This window comes from Vibrio sp. Vb0598 (assembly GCF_033338935.1).
GTDB classification, from domain to species: Bacteria; Pseudomonadota; Gammaproteobacteria; order Enterobacterales; family Vibrionaceae; genus Vibrio; species Vibrio alginolyticus.
In genome coordinates this window covers 124,860-142,534 of sequence record NZ_JAWOTP010000001.1, presented here as the reverse complement: position 1 = coordinate 142,534, position 17,675 = coordinate 124,860, and the positions used below count along the sequence as shown (strand labels likewise).

18 protein-coding genes are annotated in these 17,675 nt (G+C 46.3%); 5 read left to right on the top strand and 13 right to left on the bottom strand.

Annotated elements, in window-relative coordinates; all coding sequences use genetic code 11:
- Positions 1-22: 22 nt before the first annotated feature.
- Complete coding sequence (locus tag R7Q38_RS00660; RefSeq protein ID WP_213903197.1) at positions 23-1,822, bottom strand: cation:proton antiporter; 1,800 nt, start codon at positions 1,820-1,822, stop codon at positions 23-25.
- A 440-nt stretch (positions 1,823-2,262) separates the two neighbouring features.
- Between R7Q38_RS00660 and R7Q38_RS00655 the strand changes: the two genes are divergently transcribed.
- Entirely contained in the window at positions 2,263-4,926 is a 2,664-nt protein-coding gene (locus R7Q38_RS00655) for a DUF2339 domain-containing protein (protein ID WP_411913396.1), read from the top strand.
- A gap of 88 nt (positions 4,927-5,014) precedes the next feature.
- Here the strand turns inward: R7Q38_RS00655 and R7Q38_RS00650 are convergent, their stop codons facing one another.
- The 12 genes from R7Q38_RS00650 to flgB are packed head-to-tail and all read right to left on the bottom strand — an operon-like array spanning position 5,015 to position 15,005.
- Positions 5,015-6,055, bottom strand: coding sequence for a flagellin (locus R7Q38_RS00650; RefSeq protein WP_005373996.1), 1,041 nt, complete (start codon positions 6,053-6,055; stop codon positions 5,015-5,017).
- Between the two features lie 18 nt (positions 6,056-6,073).
- Positions 6,074-6,973, bottom strand: a complete 900-nt coding sequence (flgL, locus tag R7Q38_RS00645; RefSeq protein WP_005373998.1) for a flagellar hook-associated protein FlgL — start codon at positions 6,971-6,973, stop codon at positions 6,074-6,076.
- Between the two features lie 13 nt (positions 6,974-6,986).
- Positions 6,987-8,360, bottom strand: a complete 1,374-nt coding sequence (gene flgK, locus R7Q38_RS00640) for a flagellar hook-associated protein FlgK (RefSeq protein WP_005374000.1) — start codon at positions 8,358-8,360, stop codon at positions 6,987-6,989.
- Complete coding sequence (locus tag R7Q38_RS00635) at positions 8,361-8,909, bottom strand: rod-binding protein (protein ID WP_033906287.1); 549 nt, start codon at positions 8,907-8,909, stop codon at positions 8,361-8,363.
- A gap of 10 nt (positions 8,910-8,919) precedes the next feature.
- Positions 8,920-10,056, bottom strand: a complete 1,137-nt coding sequence (locus R7Q38_RS00630) for a flagellar basal body P-ring protein FlgI (protein WP_086026720.1) — start codon at positions 10,054-10,056, stop codon at positions 8,920-8,922.
- Positions 10,041-10,712 carry a flagellar basal body L-ring protein FlgH gene (gene flgH / locus R7Q38_RS00625; RefSeq protein WP_017635111.1) on the bottom strand — a complete coding sequence of 224 codons (672 nt, stop codon included), beginning with the start codon at positions 10,710-10,712 and terminating at the stop codon, positions 10,041-10,043. Before flgH ends, R7Q38_RS00630 begins: the two co-directional genes overlap by 16 nt.
- Before the next feature lie 32 nt (positions 10,713-10,744).
- Positions 10,745-11,530, bottom strand: a complete 786-nt coding sequence (flgG, locus tag R7Q38_RS00620) for a flagellar basal-body rod protein FlgG (protein WP_005374008.1) — start codon at positions 11,528-11,530, stop codon at positions 10,745-10,747.
- Positions 11,531-11,554: 24 nt separating this feature from the next.
- Positions 11,555-12,286: a flagellar basal-body rod protein FlgF gene (flgF, locus tag R7Q38_RS00615; RefSeq protein WP_005374009.1), complete on the bottom strand. Its 732-nt coding sequence runs from the start codon at positions 12,284-12,286 to the stop codon at positions 11,555-11,557.
- A gap of 12 nt (positions 12,287-12,298) precedes the next feature.
- Positions 12,299-13,495: a flagellar hook protein FlgE gene (gene flgE / locus R7Q38_RS00610; protein WP_005374010.1), complete on the bottom strand. Its 1,197-nt coding sequence runs from the start codon at positions 13,493-13,495 to the stop codon at positions 12,299-12,301.
- Positions 13,496-13,522: 27 nt separating this feature from the next.
- The gene (gene flgD / locus R7Q38_RS00605) at positions 13,523-14,206 is read right to left on the bottom strand and encodes a flagellar hook assembly protein FlgD (protein WP_005384410.1); all 684 of its coding nucleotides are present in this window, start codon (positions 14,204-14,206) and stop codon (positions 13,523-13,525) included.
- Positions 14,206-14,640 (bottom strand): flagellar basal body rod protein FlgC, encoded by a 435-nt coding sequence (gene flgC / locus R7Q38_RS00600; RefSeq protein ID WP_005374012.1) that lies wholly within the window; start codon positions 14,638-14,640, stop codon positions 14,206-14,208. Before flgC ends, flgD begins: the two co-directional genes overlap by 1 nt.
- 2 nt (positions 14,641-14,642) lie before the next feature.
- Positions 14,643-15,005, bottom strand: a complete 363-nt coding sequence (flgB, locus tag R7Q38_RS00595) for a flagellar basal body rod protein FlgB (RefSeq protein WP_005374013.1) — start codon at positions 15,003-15,005, stop codon at positions 14,643-14,645.
- Positions 15,006-15,082: 77 nt separating this feature from the next.
- Here flgB and flgA point away from each other — a divergent pair, with 77 nt between their 5' ends.
- The 4 genes from flgA to R7Q38_RS00575 all read left to right on the top strand — a co-directional run bounded on the left by flgA (position 15,083) and on the right by R7Q38_RS00575 (position 17,483).
- Positions 15,083-15,880 (top strand): flagellar basal body P-ring formation chaperone FlgA, encoded by a 798-nt coding sequence (flgA, locus tag R7Q38_RS00590; RefSeq protein WP_318113949.1) that lies wholly within the window; start codon positions 15,083-15,085, stop codon positions 15,878-15,880.
- A 136-nt stretch (positions 15,881-16,016) separates the two neighbouring features.
- Entirely contained in the window at positions 16,017-16,298 is a 282-nt protein-coding gene (gene flgM, locus R7Q38_RS00585; protein WP_005374016.1) for a flagellar biosynthesis anti-sigma factor FlgM, read from the top strand.
- A gap of 20 nt (positions 16,299-16,318) precedes the next feature.
- A complete protein-coding gene (gene flgN / locus R7Q38_RS00580; protein WP_005374018.1) occupies positions 16,319-16,756 on the top strand; it encodes a flagellar export chaperone FlgN in 438 nt (145 codons plus the stop codon).
- Positions 16,737-17,483, top strand: a complete 747-nt coding sequence (locus R7Q38_RS00575) for a lytic transglycosylase domain-containing protein (protein ID WP_053349351.1) — start codon at positions 16,737-16,739, stop codon at positions 17,481-17,483. Before flgN ends, R7Q38_RS00575 begins: the two co-directional genes overlap by 20 nt.
- The last annotated feature ends 192 nt before the right edge of the window (positions 17,484-17,675 follow it).

Genomic DNA, 17,675 nt, shown 5'->3' with positions numbered 1-17,675 from the left:
ATGGATCACATTGCTCTGTAGTTTACTTTACGCTGTCCGACAGAATTAGCGACACAACAGTGCTTGTCGTCGTTGGTTCAAACTGTTCGGGATCATCACAGAATTGAATTTTTCCTTTTTCTTCTACATGGAACAGCGGTACAACTGAACTACCTTTGTGATGCGCTAAATAATCTTGATACGTGAAGTTATCGCTCAATTTCGTGTGTTTAACCTCTGCACCACGACTTAACATACTGGCTAGCTGGGTATAGCTTACATTGCCGCCCATCAGCAATTTACCATGGTACTCCTGAGCCACGGAGTGCTTCTCGCTGCCATTGCCGTTGGTTTTCACTTTTTGTAAGCAGTGAACTTTATCTTCCCCAAACTCGTCGACGAATTGCATGCAAGCCATAATGTTGAAATGCTGATCGGGCGTTAATGCAACCACTTGTCCAACTCCTATCAAGTTCAAGTTGTCGTCCGCGTGACTAGAAATAGGGTTGCCGTAATAGTAATCCAATCCCAACATACGAACCTGACTGATGTACTCCCAGTTTGAGTCAGTCATTAATACGCGGCGGTCATAACGCGCCAGCGCCTGCCCTATTTCTCTTGCTACTCGGTTAGCACCAATCAACAAGAAGCCGCGTGGTGCTGGCTCTGCAACGCCCAACGTCAGCGCTACAGGACGTGCCGTCGCACTTTGTAACACGACCGTTCCTATAATCACCATGAAGGTCATAGGGACCAGTAAAATCGCTTCATCAATGCCGTATTCGGTCAATTTGATCGCGAAAAGAGACGAAATCGAAGCAGCAACAATACCGCGCGGTGCAACCCAAGACAAAAACAGCTTATCTTTAAGACGCAAGTTGCTGCGGAAGGTTGAAAGAAAAATCGATAACGGACGCGACACTAACTGCATAAATACAAACAACAATAACGCACCGCTACCTAGCGCAGCAAAATCATCCAGACTGATTCGAGCCGCAAGGAAGATGAACAATCCGGTGATCAGTAAAATGGTTAAATGCTCTTTAAAGTGCAGAATTTGCTGAATATTGATGTCTTTAGCGTTTGCGAGCCACATACCCATTACGGTGACGGTTAGTAACCCAGCTTCAGACTCAATGTGGTTAGAGACCGAAAATACACCTAGAACCACCATCAAAACCGCAAATGGCTGCAAATATTCCGGTAGCCAAGAGCGACGCATGATCGTCGCAACTGCATAGCCTGAGGCCGCACCTAGCATGACACCGACAGCAATGATCGTCCCAAACACTTCGACGCTATTTATCGCGCTGTGAGATACGATAAACTCGTAAACCATCACAACAAAAAGCGCACCGAGCGGGTCAATCAAAATCCCTTCCCATCGCAAAATGTTAGCAAGCGTACTGTTAGGTCTTACGGTTCGTAGAAGTGGCACGATGACCGTCGGCCCTGTTACTACGGTTAAGCTGCCGAACAACATGGCAAGCTCCCAAGTAAAGCCGAGGAAATAGTGTGTTGCGATACTGGTCGCCGCCCACGAAATGATCGCCCCGATGGAAACAATGCTCCATACCGAACCACTCACGCCACGAATTTCTTTAAAATTTAAGGTCAAACTGCCTTCAAATAAAATCACTGCCACCGCCAAAGAGACCAACGGAAAGAGCAAATAACCTAATATCTCATCAGGATTTAACCACTGCATAAATGGCCCGACGATCAGCCCTGCCAACAACAAAAATAAAATCGCTGGCAAACGCAATCGCCAAGCTAACCATTGGCAACCTAAACCAATAACCCCAACCGCTGACAGCACCAGCGCTTCATTACCCACTTGCATCAATAATTACCTGTTTTTGTCTTTTTTCGCGTGAATGCGCTATACCCGAATACATTCAGCCTTACGGTCAAATAGAAACAACCGAACGTGCAAATCAAACGACTGACCTTCGATGACATCGCTACGAAACGCACATGTTTGAAGTCCTTTGGCGATCGCATCAGAACTATGAATATAGTTGACCCCCAATGACTTAACGACTCATTTTTGTTCATCAGGTCTTAAAGTGGCACACAAGTGTGCGACTTTGTCGAATTCATCATTACGCATTGAGTTTCATTATGTAGAATGATTTCTGAAGAAAGCGCGGAACCTAGCACTATATGAGGCTAAGGCATAGAGCATGAACTAAGCTTTAGCGTAAGTGCTCAAAGTTAAGAATCGTGGGTCACGCGACGTACGCAAGGAGAAATGGATTGTACGTAATACTAGCACTGTTCATGGCGTGTCTCGCCATCCTCATCGGAGTGAAAGCCGCCAACCGAGCTGCACTTTTAGAAAAAGAACTAACCAAACTTCGTGAGGAAGTCACATCACTACGAGCCAGTGTCCATGGGGGCACAAACCAACAAGCGCACCAACAATCCAGCATCGAAAAAGACACACCATCTGTAGCGACGTCACCTCACATAGAATCACCACAGAAAAATGTCTCATCCTCTGGGGAACATGATCCAGCTGCCAACCTAGACTTGGACCAGAGCGCTGCGAATCAAGGGTACGCCCAGACAAGAGAAGTGCAACTGGATGTTTTTAGTCAAGAAAATGAGTCATTCCTTCAGAGTAAAGTTCAGAGCCTGCTTAGCAACATTCAAGAAAATTGGTTGGTTTGGGTAGGCGCATTGGCCATGCTGATCGGTGGAGGTTATCTCGTACAGGTGATTGGTAGTCACATCCAGTTTTCGCCATTTATGCGAGTGTCCTTTGCCTTTGTGATCTCATTACTTATGGTGCTTGTTGGCGAGTGGTTTCACCGTAAAGAACAACAGAATCCGCAACGGGCAGCACGAGCCCAAGGCTTTACGTATGTTCCTGCTGCTGTTACCGGTACGGGATTAACGGGCATTTACTGCACCGTCATTTTTGCCTTTGTGGTTTATCAAATGCTAACGCCGAGTATCTCGTTGATCATTTTGGCTTCAGCGGCATTTTTCAGTTTAGCATTATCATTGCGACAAGGGCCGTTAATGGCCGTGCTTGGCTTAATTGGTGGCTACACAGCACCACTATGGATTGGAGGTAATGAACCCAACTACTTTTTGTTAGCCGGATACATCTGCGCGATTTCGTTCGCGGCGACCTTATTGATGCAAAAAGTGCGTAGGGCATGGATTACGCCAAGTATCGCGATTCCACATGTCATTTGGATGTTGCTGTTGATTGAGAGTGTACCAACAGAACGGTTGTTCTCGTGGCTCGCGATTTATCTCTCCATCACTTTGTATCTCATTTTCGCGGTTCCGAGAATGGGTTGGATGCTCAATCCTCGCTTTCGTCACTATCAAAGCAAGTGGACAAACTCGCCGACCGCTACCGCTCTCGCAACTGCTTTATTGACCTTTTCTGCCGTCACCAGAATGCCGGAGCTGAACACTCTACAAATGGCGTACTGTTATACGCTGCTTGTTGCGATCATCTGGCTACCAGCACTTCGTACAGGCTGGTCATTACGTGTATTTTTGCCATCTATTCTCGTCTCAGCAACCGCGCTGATTGTTCTTACCATCGCTTTTGATGCGCTGTATATGTTAGAGCGAGAAGCTAGCATTCTATTCGCATTGGCGGTGAGTATTGCACTGATCGGCTATCGAACATATTGCCAATCACTTAGTGACCGTTCGCAACTCAGTGGGCTGCTTCTGCTGGTACTGGCTCCCGCGATGAGCTTAATTACGTTGCTTTATGTTGACGAATTTATGCAAGGCTACCTGTGGTATTGGACTACCTTCTGCGCATTGATGGCCACTTACTATGTTGTGCTTGGTCAGCGTGCACGTTCGTTGGCATTAGAATGCTCTGCCGTTATGCATGCTTTAATCGTAGGTATCGCTTTTGTTTGGTTGAGCGATACTTGGTTAACAACAGCAATCTCAATACAAGTTGCGATAATGGCCTTACAGGCTCAAGTCGGGTTATTTCGACCTGCGAGTTGGGCGATTAAAGTGGCAATGGGAATACTGGTTATCCGACTCACGCTGCTACCTTTCATACCCGAATGGCAACCGGTAGAAGCCGGGCATTGGGCTTGGGTTCTTGTGAGTTATATGCCTTCTCTCTTCATCTTGTCTTATGCTCGTTCAACACTAAAACAAGTGGACCGAGAACTGACCAACTGGTTTGAAGGGGCGTTTTTACATGTATTCTTAATGGCATTGTTCACCCAAACTAACTACTGGTTAACGGGGCAATATGGTTACTTGGGGCACATCGACTTCACAAGTGCGGCAGTCTTTGCCAATCAAGCATTAGTTATGGGTTTGGTATACAGCTACCGCAGCCAATTTGCGCAACGCTTAAGCCGTATCTACGAAATCTATAGTTACTTGCTTTGGTGCGCGTTCGCTATATTGATTATTTTGCTTAATACGGCAGAATCGCCGTTGGTGACTGATAACGTCTCGGCACAAGCACTTCCCATCTTTAACATGCTGAGTATCGGCTGGCTGTTACCAGCTTGCATCCTGCTTATCGCAACGTTTAAGCGCTGGAATACGTTGCAAGTTCATCGATTTGCGATTGCTAGTCTAGGCTTTTTACTTGCAGCCATTTGGTTGGGGATGTCTATCCGTCAATTCTGGCAAACCACATCGATGATGCTGTATCAGCCAACCAGCATGGCAGAGTTGTTCAGTTATTCAGTGGCTGGCTTGCTCGTAGGTGGATTGCTGACTTGGCGCGGCGTGACCCAACAGGGGCTGATGATGCAGCGTGTCGGTCTAGTGGTCCTTGCCGGTGTCGCACTGAAAGTATTCTTATGGGATGTGAGCTCTCTGGATGGGTTCTGGCGAGCGATAAGCTTCTTAGGCTTAGGTGCGTCTTTGATAGCACTTGGATGGCTATTCCAGAAATTGAATCGTTCGGTGGCAAAAGCACTCGAGCCCTAGACGAGTCGAAGAGAGATTCCCGACAGTGCGCTGTTTTCGTTATTGGGGGACGATAACAGTGTAAAGCCGGGAATCATTGGAGTGTTCGTTACTTCAGTAAAGCGACCACAGTATGACGACGCACGTTTGCTTGCGCATTCAATGCCTGAAAAGTCGAAGTAAACTCGCCAGACTTTTGCATGAATCCATCCAGTTTTGCATTCACCTCATTGACTGAAAGCTGTGCGGTTTTGGTTTGGATAGAACGCATTTGAGTATTCAGTTCACCATGAAAAGCTTTCGCTTCCTGCAAGCTCGTTTGAACTTGTTTCAGATGCTGATTTACTTTGGCAATCGTCTGCTTGATGCCGTCGCGTGAGCCTAGATCAAACCCGAGCTCCGCAATACCATCTGGCTCAGACTTTAAGTTCAAAACGTTAGGCTGTCCCGCAGGGAATCGGTGCCCTTCCCCCGTTACCATCACCTTTTGCTGCATTTGTTGATAAGCGTTGTCTCTGGCTTCAAATAAAATGCTGCCATCATCGGCTAATGAGGCTCGCATTCCTAACGCAATCAAGCTGCGATCCAGCATTTTGACCGTTCGCTCACCGTCTGATTGTCCATCAAACTGAATCATCACCGCTTGACCTTGAGGAAAATCCAAACGGATTTGCTCGGCCTTGTCGCTTAAGCGATGAACATTCAAACCTGGAATAGAAAAGCGACGAATATCCGCTTTATCCAGTTTTAAGTGCAGTTCGTTATTTAGGACTTTCTGGCCATCGAAACGTGCTTGCTCAACGACTTTTTGGATGGTGGCTTTAGAGCGAACCAATGTATCCTGCAAACCAGGAACATTTTGTACGCCTTGATTAATAGCTTGCGTCAAACCACGTTTAATTTGCGTGAGCTCTTTGCCAATCACCTGCAGCGATTTGGACGCGATCTGAACCGCCGTGGCTTGCTGCTGACCCTGCGTAAGCTGAATACCAGATACAGAGTAGGCTGACGCAGTGTCAGCCTGAATTTGCGCCGGGCGCGGTTTAATTGCCGTACTTGAGTCTGCAGAACGGGTCGGCATGATAGAGGCTTGTTCTTGTCCACCTAAGCGTATGCTATGGGGTCTAACCTCTACTGTACTCATTACCATAAAAAGAACTTCCTAACCTTATAAACGGTCAAACAGCGACAAACCATCGATCTTCACATAGCTTGCTTGCGTTGCTTGCAAAGCGGCCATGTAATTACTCAATCGTACCGACGCTTCACCATAGTCCAGAGCAGAGAGGTCTCCAGATACTTTGTCAACGAACAGCTTGTTTTCACTGTGCGCGCCACCAACAAGATCTAAGTTGTTGTGTCGACCACCAATCTCAGTCATGGTCCCTAGTACGTTTGAAAAAGTATCGTCGATAGCGCTGATACTCGCCTCAACTTCAGCTCTGAAGTTGGCGGTAGGGCTCTCAAACTCTTTGATCAGCGCATCAATTTGGTTAAGCACGTTATGGCCTCCCCCAAGGTCCAATATTTCTTTTGCAGTCATATTGGAATCCATCGTGACACCTTTAGCAATTGTTACTACGCGCTTGTCACTATTACCTTCAATTACGTAGCTGCCGCTCGCTTTACTTACAGCCGCAGTATCCGTTTTAGTACCAGAGAAAAGGTAGTGCCCTTCTTCATCCTGCGCGTTAAAAGACGACTCAATAGAGTCACGGTAACTCTTAAGCTCTGTAATCATACCGCCACGACTTTCGTCAGTAAGAGAGCCGTTCGCACCCCAAAGCGCGATGTCTCGCATGCTTTTTAAGCTTTCTTTGATCGAATCTAAATGGGTTTCTTGACTCGATAGCGTCGTTTTTACGTTTTCAATGTTGTTTTTGTACTGAGCAATCGCACTGGTTTCTCGGTCTAAGTTAAGCAACTTGATCGAAGCCATTGGATCATCAGACAGCTTGGTTAAGCGCTTGCCAGTAGACATCTGTTGCAGAGCTTCGCCTAATCCCGCGCTATTGCTCTGCAAGCTGTGCAACATCATTTGACTAAATTGATTGTCACTAATTCGCATCTAAACTTTCCTCTTAGAATAACTGCAGAATAGAATCGAGCAGTTGATTTGCTGTGCTGATCACTTTCATGTTGGCATTGTGCGCATTAGCAAACATCATTAGGTTAGCCGCTTCTTCATCGCTGTTTACGGAACTAACATTATCGCGAGCTGCGTGCGCTTGCTTGTTCATGGCTAACTTCGCTTGATAATCAGCATTAGCTTGGCGTGCTTTAATTGCGGTTTGACCCACCATTGAACTAAAGGCATCGTTCAAGCTTACTGAACCGTAACCTGATACCGCCACTGGCTTGTTGCTTAACTCGATCAATGATTGCAACGCATCTGCGTTACCAGGTGTTCCATCACTTGAGAACGCAAGCTCATCTGGAGTTAGCTTGGTAATATCCAAACTGGCTGCAGGGTTTGCTGGGTCATAGCTGAACAAAGGTTTACCTGGGTTGCCATTTAAGTCTTTGCCAGTTGCAAGCACGGCGTTGTATTCATCCGCGAGAGCTTTCGCCATGTCATTCAGAGCCAATTGGTTTGGTTTCAACACTTCGGTTTGATAGTCATTAATCGCACCTAATTTGCCACCAAGCGAGTCACCAATCGCAAAACTTTGATTCGAGAACGTGACGTGTAAGTCCGCCAAGTAAGGATCACTCGGGTCAGGAATGGCTTCCAGTTTGCCATGGTCCGTACCCATCACAAGCGGTTGACCAGAGGTTAGTGTGACCTGAACACTGCCGTCATGCTGCTGTGTTGTTTTGATTTCAATGGTTTGAGATAACTCACCGATTAACCTATCTCGTTCATCCATTAACTGTGATGGGTTACCACCTGTACCTTGCATCTCTACCAGTTGCTTGTTCACCTTCGCGATATTTTCCATAAGGCTATTCGCGTGGTTAAGCGCCGCATTACGTTGGTCGCTCATGTCTTTATGTTGATTGTATAAAGACTCGGTAAGCGTATTAAAACGGCGGGCCAAAGCTTCAGATTCGTTAATGATCTGCTGGCGGTAAGGTATGGATTCCGGCTTAACAGTCGCATCGTTAAGCGCAGCGTTTAGCGAGTCCAAGCCAGCCGATATACTGAAACCATCGGCACCAAGCGTATTCTCCAGCTGACTCATGTTACTGGTGTATCCAGATGCGTATGCCGCCATACTGTTAGTCGACCACGTTTGCTTAATCAGAAATTGATCAGTAACGCGGCGAATGCTAGTGACTTCTACCCCTAAACCTGGACTTAAGCGATTGGCTTTACCATCATCGACAGACGCCATCAACGCTTGTTGACGACTGTAACCCACGGTATTCACGTTTGCCACGTTTTGCGCGGTTACGTCTAGGGCCACACGGTTCGCGCCTAAACCTGAAAGGGCAATATTAACTAGGTTCATTTACAGCTCCATTTTTCTGATCAACGGCTGAGAAAACGCGGTAGTCATACCGGCCTCACCGAATACCTGTTTAACAGAGGCGACGGCTTGAGAAGCGGTATTAAATAGGCTTGAATTCTTCTCAACCTCTTTAGAATCTACTTGTGAGTTAGATTCAGAATTCGAACCTTTACCATCGTTAGCGGATGAGATGTTGCGCGCAGCATCGAAAGCAACCTCACGCATAGACGGGCTCAGCTGCTGGATGAGCATATTGGCAATGCCTGAGCTCTGTTTCTTTGCTAGTTCCATCGCCAGCTGACCGTCATACATATCACGGAATACCCCTTGTTGCTGACTGGCGAACGGGCTGTCTTTATCAGCAAGAGCATCACTACTGCTGCGCATTTGGCGTAACACCATTTGTAGGAACATTGCCTCAAATTGACCTGCGACGACTTCAAGTGCGCCTTCTTGATCACGACTATGCTTGATGTTAGCCAATGCACTATTGTCGTGATAAAGCATCGAATTTAACTGAGTTTGTTCATTGGTACTGTCTAGCTTCATCCTTAACTCCTTATATCACGACCAATTCAGCGTTCAATGCACCCGCTTCACTCAAAGCTTGCAGGATAGACATCAAGTCTGTAGGCGTGGCACCTAAACTATTTACCGCATTAACTATGGTGTTAAGTTCCGTGCCTGGAGGCCAAATCACCATCTGAGCGAGATCTTCATTCACATCAAGGTCCGTTTGGTTAACGACTTTCGTATCGCCATTTGCAAACGCATTAGGCTGACTAACTTGTTGTGATTCAGAAATTCGCACGGTCAAGTTACCGTGACTTACTGCTGCTTCACTCACTTTGACACTCTTACCGATCACTACGGTGCCAGTGCGAGAGTTAAAGACAATACGAGCAGGTTTACGGCCTTCAACGACGCTCATTTCTTCAAGCATCGACATCATGACGACACGCTGCTGTGTATCTTTTGGTGCACGCATATCAATGCGCGCTTTATTGATCGCAACTGCAACGTTAGGTCCAAAAGTGTTGTTAATTTCACGCGCAATATTTTTTGCTGTAGTGAAGCTAGGCTTGCGCAGGTTTAGGGTGATTTCATCACGTTGGTTGAAATCGGTTTTGATTTCTCTCTCTAAAGTCGCACCATTCGGAACGCGACCCGCCGTTGGTGTGTTCACTTCTACTTTGGAGCCACTTCGCCCCTCTGCAGATAAGCCGCCCACAACCACGTTACCTTGCGCAATCGCGTACACTTCGCCATCAATACCACGTAAAGGCGTTAGCAATAACGTACCACCGCGAAGGCTCTTTGCATCACCGATTGAAGACACAACCACATCCAACGTTTGTCCTGGGCCTGCCATTGGGTCAACGGACGCTGTCACACTCACAGAAGCCACATTTCGTAGCTTAGGGTTCATACTGTCATCAATTTGAACCCCAAACTGACGTAGCATGTTGGTAATAGATTGAGAGGTAAATTTCACTTGGTTTCGGTCACCTTGGCCGGCTAAGCCAACTACCAAACCATAACCAACCAGTTGGTTTTCTCGAATGCCGCGAACATCGACCAAGTCCATGATCGGAATTTCCGCTTCAGCACGTGAAGTGCCTGGTAGTCCCAAGGTCAACACCAATAGGAGAGACATAAAGAAAGATTGCATTGTCTTCATTAGAAAGGTACCCATGGGCTGTTGAAGAACTGAGTTAGCCACCCGGCTGCGTTGCTGTCAGCTAGCGCTCCGCGACCTGCGTAGGTAATTCTTGCATCAGCAATTCGTTGAGAAGAAACTTGGTTACTGCGGTTAATATCATCCACACGGACGATACCGGTTAGACGAATAAACTCGTCGCCTTGATTCAGACGAAGCCATTTTTCACCGCTGATACGCAATACGCCATTAGGTAATACTTCGTGTACCGTTACCGTAATGGCACCTTGAAGCTTGTTGCCTTGTGAACTTGATGCACTGCCATCGAAGTTACGTTTGCCATCCACGCTAACCCCTAACTCATCGATAGTTTTCGTGCCTATGGTCGGCGCCACAAAGTTAATTGCTGAACTTTTACCGAACTTAGTACCCGCATTTTTACTCGATGAGGTTTCTTCTGATAATTGAACCGTTAATACATCGCCAACTCGGTAAGCACGACGATCCTGGAACAGAGTCATCGTGTATTGGTGACGATAAAGGCTACCAGATTGGGTTTCCGGCAGCGTGTAATCGAGCGTTGGTGGTGCATATTCCTCAGCATTCGGCTCAGGCGGAATAAATTCCTGACGGCCAGCACATCCCACCAGCAACACGGCGGCTACTGCCCAACTCTTAGAAAGCCATTTCATTGCTTTTTCCTTCATCATCACCAATTTCATACTTACATTGATTGCGAAACAAACTTCAGCATGTCATCTGCAGCAGAGACCACTTTCGCATTCATCTCATACGCACGTTGAGTGGTGATCATGTCGACCATCTCTTCTACTACTTGTACGTTTGACCCTTCCAGTGCACCTTGCTTGATAATGCCGGCGCCATCAGCTCCTGCAATCAGCTCATCAGCTGGACCGCTGGCTTCCGTTTCACGGAATAAGTTGCCACCCATGGCCTCTAAGCCGGCTGGATTGATGAATTTTGCAAGTGTAATTTGACCAAGCTGCTGAGGTGTTGGATCGTCTGCTGTTGTTGTAGTCACTGTGCCATCAACACCCACAGAGAAAGAGACCGCATTGTCAGGGATCTGGATTTGAGGCTCTAAAGGCAGGCCCTGACTGTTCACCATTAAGCCTTCTGAGTTTCGATGGAACTGACCATTACGTGTATACATGATCTGTCCGTCCGAGTTTTCTATTTGGAAGAAACCCTGACCCATTACAGCAAGATCCAACTCTTGCGTTGTGTTTTGGGTATTACCTTGCGTGAACACTTTTTGTGTGCCAACAACGCGAACACCGCTACCTAGCTGAATACCACTTGGTAGTTCGTTAACTTGGTCTACTTGTGCGCCTGGTTGACGCTGAATGCTGTAGAAAAGATCTTCAAATACGACTCGGTCACGCTTAAAGCCAACCGTGTTTACGTTTGCTAGGTTGTTAGAAATGGCAGTCATCTTCGTGTCTTGCGCTGCCATGCCTGTCTTACTTACCCATAATGCTGAATGCATTTTTTACTCCTTGCGGGGCGAGACTTAGCTCGCCGCCATTAATTTGTTACCAGCTTTTGCTAAAGTTTCCGCCGTTTTCATCATGCGAACTTGCATTTCAAAGTTGCGCGTCAGCGACATCACACTAACCAATTCATCAATAGCAGATACGTTACTGCCCTCAATGTGCTCAGGAGAGAGTTGCACGGTTTCATCTGCCGCGAATGGCACGCCATCTACGCTGTGCAGCAAGCTATCGCTCTCTTTTTGCAGTTGATTAATTTCCGGTTTAACCAACTTCAAAGTGCCTGCCACAATTTCTGCGCCGCCACCTGGTGGGATCACTGAGACTTGACCACGCTCGCTGATTTCAATCTTTTGATAATCCGGCACAACCAAAGGACCATTGTCACCGAGGACAGGGAACCCATTGATTGTTAGAGCGCCAAAAGTATCGACCTGAATATTGCCTGCACGGGTGTAAGCTTCGTTACCTGCTGGGGTTTCTACAGAGAGATACCCCTCACCCATAACCGCAACGTCCAACGGACGTCCTGTTTTCACAATATCGCCAGCGTCGAAACGTGTTGAGGCAGAGTTGGTCACAACCATAGTGCGACCATCAAAACCTGGGCCTTGCATCTCTACACTACGCACACGCTCCATATCCGCTCGAAAACCCGCAGTATCAGCATTTGATAAGTTGTTTGAACGAACGTGCTGCGCTTTAAGAACTCGGCTGGCACCCGACGTTGCCGTAAATAACAAACTATCCATGCAAAACTCCCATTACACCGCGTTAAACAAAGCTTGAGTAAGCTTGTCGCTGGTAGAAATTGTCTTTGCGTTTGCTTGGTAGTTGCGTTGTGCAGTCATTAGAGCAACAAGCTCGCTGGTTAAGTCAACGTTAGAACCTTCTAATGCACCCGGAGTTAGGTCACCCATCGTACCTGAACCCGGAACACCCATAATTGGAGCACCTGAGCTAAAGCTTTGAGTCCATGATGTTCCACTCACTTTCGCTAAGCCTTGTGTGTTTGCAAAATCAGCAAGAACAACCTGACCTTGTAGCTGTGATTGGCCGTTAGTGTAAGTCGCGTAAACCATGCCGTTACCTTCAACGCGTACACCTGCAAGTTCACCTGATGTGTAACCGTTAGGGCTATTAGTACTTACGCCAAAAGCTGCACCAAATTGCGTGCTGCCTTTCAGGTTAATGTCTACACTCATCGCGTTCGCGCCTGCTGCAGGGAATGAAACATTAAACGGCGCAGTTGGTGCTGAAAGCGAGCCGTCTTTACCAAACGTTACAGGCACAGTTGCTACTGGCGTCGTACCGCCATCTACTTGAACGTTTACTTCCCACGAGTTAGAAGCAGTCTTAGTAAAGTACTGAGTTACCGTGTGCGAGTTACCCAGTGAGTCGTAGACTTTTGTTGTGTAAGACGAGTTAAATGAGCTTGGATCTTTTGGATTGAATGGCGTTACGGCTTTATCAATAACAGACGCGCTTGCGTCGAAGTTCGCAACAAAATCTAAGCTGTCTGTTGCTTTAGCATTCAGTGAGGAAGTCGATACCTGAATATTACCCACAGAACCTGTCATTAGGTTGTTGTTGCTATCGACACTGTAACCTTGAAGCTTTGCACCGCTGTTAGCCGTAACAAAGTTGTTCTTATCCGTTGAGAACACACCTGAACGTGTGTACAACATTTGACCCATATTATCTTTAGTAACAAAAAAGCCACCGCCATTAATAGCTAGGTCCATCGCACGGCCAGTTCCTGTGATACTGCCGTCTTTGTCGAAGTTCTGTGAAATTGACGCGACTTCCACACCACCAGGTTGCATGCCATTGTATACAGCGGAGAATTCTGTGCGGCCACCTTTAAAACCATACGTTGATGCGTTGGCAATGTTGTGACTGATTGTGTTTAGCTCTGTGTTGGTCGCGTCCAGACCACTTAGTGCGATGTTAAAACTCATAAATAGACCTCTGATTTCCGTATTTGGTTAAGCACCAAACTGAGTGATTTGATAGAAAGGAACGTTGCCAACGCCATGGACATTGACTAATGCTGCGCCACCGGTATTAGGAATGCGCACTTGCTCAACAGTGCCTGCCATCAGCACATTTGGACTTGCTTGCCCTTCTTGCACTTCTACGGCCACTGAGTATTTGCCTGGTTTAAGACCAAGTTCTTCAGGATTAATTGAAAAGTCGACGTCACCTTTGCCGTGAGCACCTAGTGGCACTTTAGTTGATTGACCAAATTCATCTTTAACAACTAACGTGACTTGGTTTGAGCTATGAGCGAGTTCGATTTTTCCGTTTTGTACGTCTTCACCAAGCTGAAATTCATCCGCATTGACGTAAACCGTTTGCCCAACAAGGCCCGCTGTTGATAGCACTTGCATGTTGTCCAGTAACACCATGCTCTGTTGCATTGTCTTAGACATATTCTCGGTACTTTGTACCTGCGAGAACTGAGCCAATTGACCAACGTATTCCGTACCATCAAGGGGATTAAGTGGGTCTTGGTTTTGAATTTGAGCCACCATCAAAGAAATAAACTCATTCTCCAATGAAGAAGCGCTGTTCATGTCTTTAGGGTTTGGTGAGATACCGTTGCTGTCTTTTGCTTTTGTATTTACTGGAGCGTCAGACGATAAAGGGGTGTATTGTGCAATACTCATTAGCTGCCCTGCCCTAATCTAAGCAGACCTTGCTGCATACTTTTTACATTGGCTAATACTTCAACATTCGTTTCGAAGCTGCGTGTTGCGGACATCATGTCTGCCATTTCAGCAACTACATCAATATCTGGGTAAAACACATAGCCTTCATCATTAGCCAGTGGGTTGTTCGGCTCAAAACGCTTCTCTGCATCTCCAGCATTTTTAACAACGTCAACAATGCGAACTTCTGCATTGGGATAAGCTCCATTTTCTGTTGTCATTTGCGTTTTTTGGTACACAGTCGCAAATACTGGCTTAAGCGCTTTATAAGCATCTTCTGGATTTGCAGATACTGCATCTGCGTTTGCTAGGTTACTGGCTACCGTATTAAGACGCACAGTTTGTGCTGTCATCGCGGAACCAGTGATCGAGTAAATATCAGTGAATGACATAATTAACGTCCCTCAATCGCTTTCGCTAAGCCATTAAATTTCATGTTGAGAAACGTCAGGCTAGTTTGAAAGTCCATGTTGTTTTGCGTGAATTTTGCTTGTTCAACACCAAGCTCTACGGTGTTGCCATTTTTGCTATTCTGGTAAGGCACCGAGTATTGGGCCTGAACCTGGAACTTTGGCACCGGTTTGTTCACACCACCTGCCGTTACTTGGTTCATTACGGTGGTGAAACTTAGGTCTTTCGCCAAATACCCAGGGGTGTCAACATTTGCTAGGTTACTGGCGAGGACTTTGGTACGCTGAACGCGAAAATTAAGTGCCTCTGGATGTACTCCTAAAGCATTTTCAAATGTGATCGCCATGCATCTTCCTTACAGTTGGCTCGAATACGCCAACATACAAACAAGATACGTGCCATAAAAAATAGCCATATATATCAATGATTTACAAACAAGGATGGAAGCCAGACTTCCGGTTCTCGGAAAGCATTAAAAACAAGAGGAAAGTGTCTACTTCCTCAACAATAATGCTGACGTTACTCGCTTTGACATCAGAACAAGCATTCGCCAACACCAATGACAAAACCCTAAGCGTTGAAGAGATAAGGTCCGTTGTAGCAACGGATTTCGAACAAGAGGTGGATCGCGTAGCGCTCTCCAATCAGTGGGGGGAGTACAAACTAGACTTCGACATGTGGGTGCCCGGTTCAGCCAATCACTTGCCAGAATGTGAATCTCCTTTAGTTATCACAGGTCGTGACAACAACACGTTGCCAGTCGGTAACCTCAAGCGCTCAGTCAGCTGCGACAATATCGCATCACCATGGCGAATTAACGTTACGATAAAGTCTTCGCTGACTCTGCCTGTTTTGGTCGCGACAACCACGGTTGGCCGAAATGAAGTCGTAGCGGCTAAACACATAAAGCTTGAAACTCGAACCATCTCTCGCCAAGACGATTTTTATACTCGCCCCGAGCAAGCAGTAGGCTTAGAAACCTCGCGTCGTTTGCGGGCTGGACAAGTGGTTAATCCATCCAATTTGTCGGCCCCACCTCTAATCGAGAAAGGCAATGAAGTCATAGTCATTGCGAGCAAAAATGGATTTAGTGCCAGCACAAAAGGAGTCGCCTTAGAAGATGGAGCGAAAGGGCAACAAATTGACGTGGAAAACCCAAGTTCGGGCAAGGTCATAAGAGCAGTCGTAACTGGATTAAACCAGGTTCATACTCAATTTTGATTTTTTGACTCGGGGTAACATTTTTTAATTTTGGCTCTCGTCAGTAACACTGAACTTCGAGTACAAAAAAAATATTTAATGTTTATCACATTCTAACCGCCTACTTAATTTAGAACATGATGATGAGGACCACAGCATGAAAATCGACAAAGTCGCGGGCGGTCATGTCCCACAAACAAAATTACAGCAAGCAAGCAAACAGCCTGTCGACGTCGTCGAACAGAGCAAAGTACACGAGCCTGCATTTCAAGCGAATACCGTAGCGATAGATCGCGCTCAAGCTGAAATGGCATCACTACCTGATGTTGATATGGAAAAAGTAGAACAAGTACGCAACGCATTAGCGCGTGGTGAACTTAGCCTAGATACAAAAGTGCTATCCAAGGCAATCATGCAGTTCCATACAGGTCACGAGTAATAAAACGCTAGGAAGACATCATGGCAAGCGCAGTATCGCAGCGAATTCAACAATTTGTTCGCTCTATATCTGAGGATATTAAGCTTTATCAACAACTGCTTCCTTTGCTTCAGCAGCAAAAGGTATTGTACTTAAAGTTTGATGGAGAGGCACTGAACGACAATGTTCAGAAACAAATGCCGATACTCAATAAACTCAGCCGCTCCGCCAATGACAGAAGCCAGTGTATGCGAGCGCTGGGGTTAGCGTGTAATGACGCCAGCGTAAAACGAATTTTCAATGCTTTGCCTGCCCAAATAGGTATGCAAGCTAGAAAACAATGGGCGCTATTGGAAACGTTGGTAAGTCAGTGCCAACAATACAATCAGAGCAATGGCCACAGCTCTGCGGCGTTCCATGAGTTGGTCAGTCAACTCAAACAACCTGTGCAACACACTTATGAAGATAAATCGTTCTAAACGATGTTCGTCTTGCCTACAGATTCAGTCGCCATCTCGGCTGAGTACTGTAGGCCTTTTTATTTTTATTGCCTTTCTGTCCTACCTTCCAATCACATGCCAGGCAAAACCAAATGCTGTCGATATTCAAACGCAGTATCAAGTATTAGCACCATACAAACCACAAATTGCCAAGCGTCTCGATTCATCCAAACCGGTAATTAACCACATTTTCAAACAGCTTCAAAACCACTCATTACCAAATAGCCTAGCCTTAGTACCAATGTTAGAATCTTCTTACAACCCCAAAGCCGTTTCTCACGCTAACGCCGCCGGACTTTGGCAATTGATACCAACCACAGCGAAACGATTCGGATTAACGATAAATACAAAACAAGACGATCGCTTTGACACAGAAGCTAGCACAACGGCCGCGCTCAAGTACCTGGCGTTTTTATACAACAAATTCGATCAAAATATGGCTCTGACCTTAGCTGCATACAATGCCGGAGAAGGACGCGTTGCACGTGCTATTCAGCAAGCAGGAAGTCGAGATTTCCAACAACTCACGCTGCCTAACGAGACTCGCCAATACGTCAGCCGCTTCTATGCATTGGAAAAGTTGATAGATATCGGTCAGTTACAATCCTCATCATTTCAACCTTTACTCTTGTTTGCTCCAGACGCTCCTATGATTTCACAACCGCTGGTCGACTTTAGCCGACTGCCTCCGCTAGTTAATTTGTGATAAAAGCTACGACAGCGCTCAATGTCAGAGAAACGTAAAATTACAAGATCCTGTTCGGCGAATTTGAAAACTCGTGATCTCTATGCAAACGTGTGCAAAAAAGTTGAGGTAAGGTATCTCAAAGATAAGAAAGAGTAGTGGTTTACTAAAAAGCGCCCCAATTACGCTTGGCAATTGGGTAGATATGCGTCA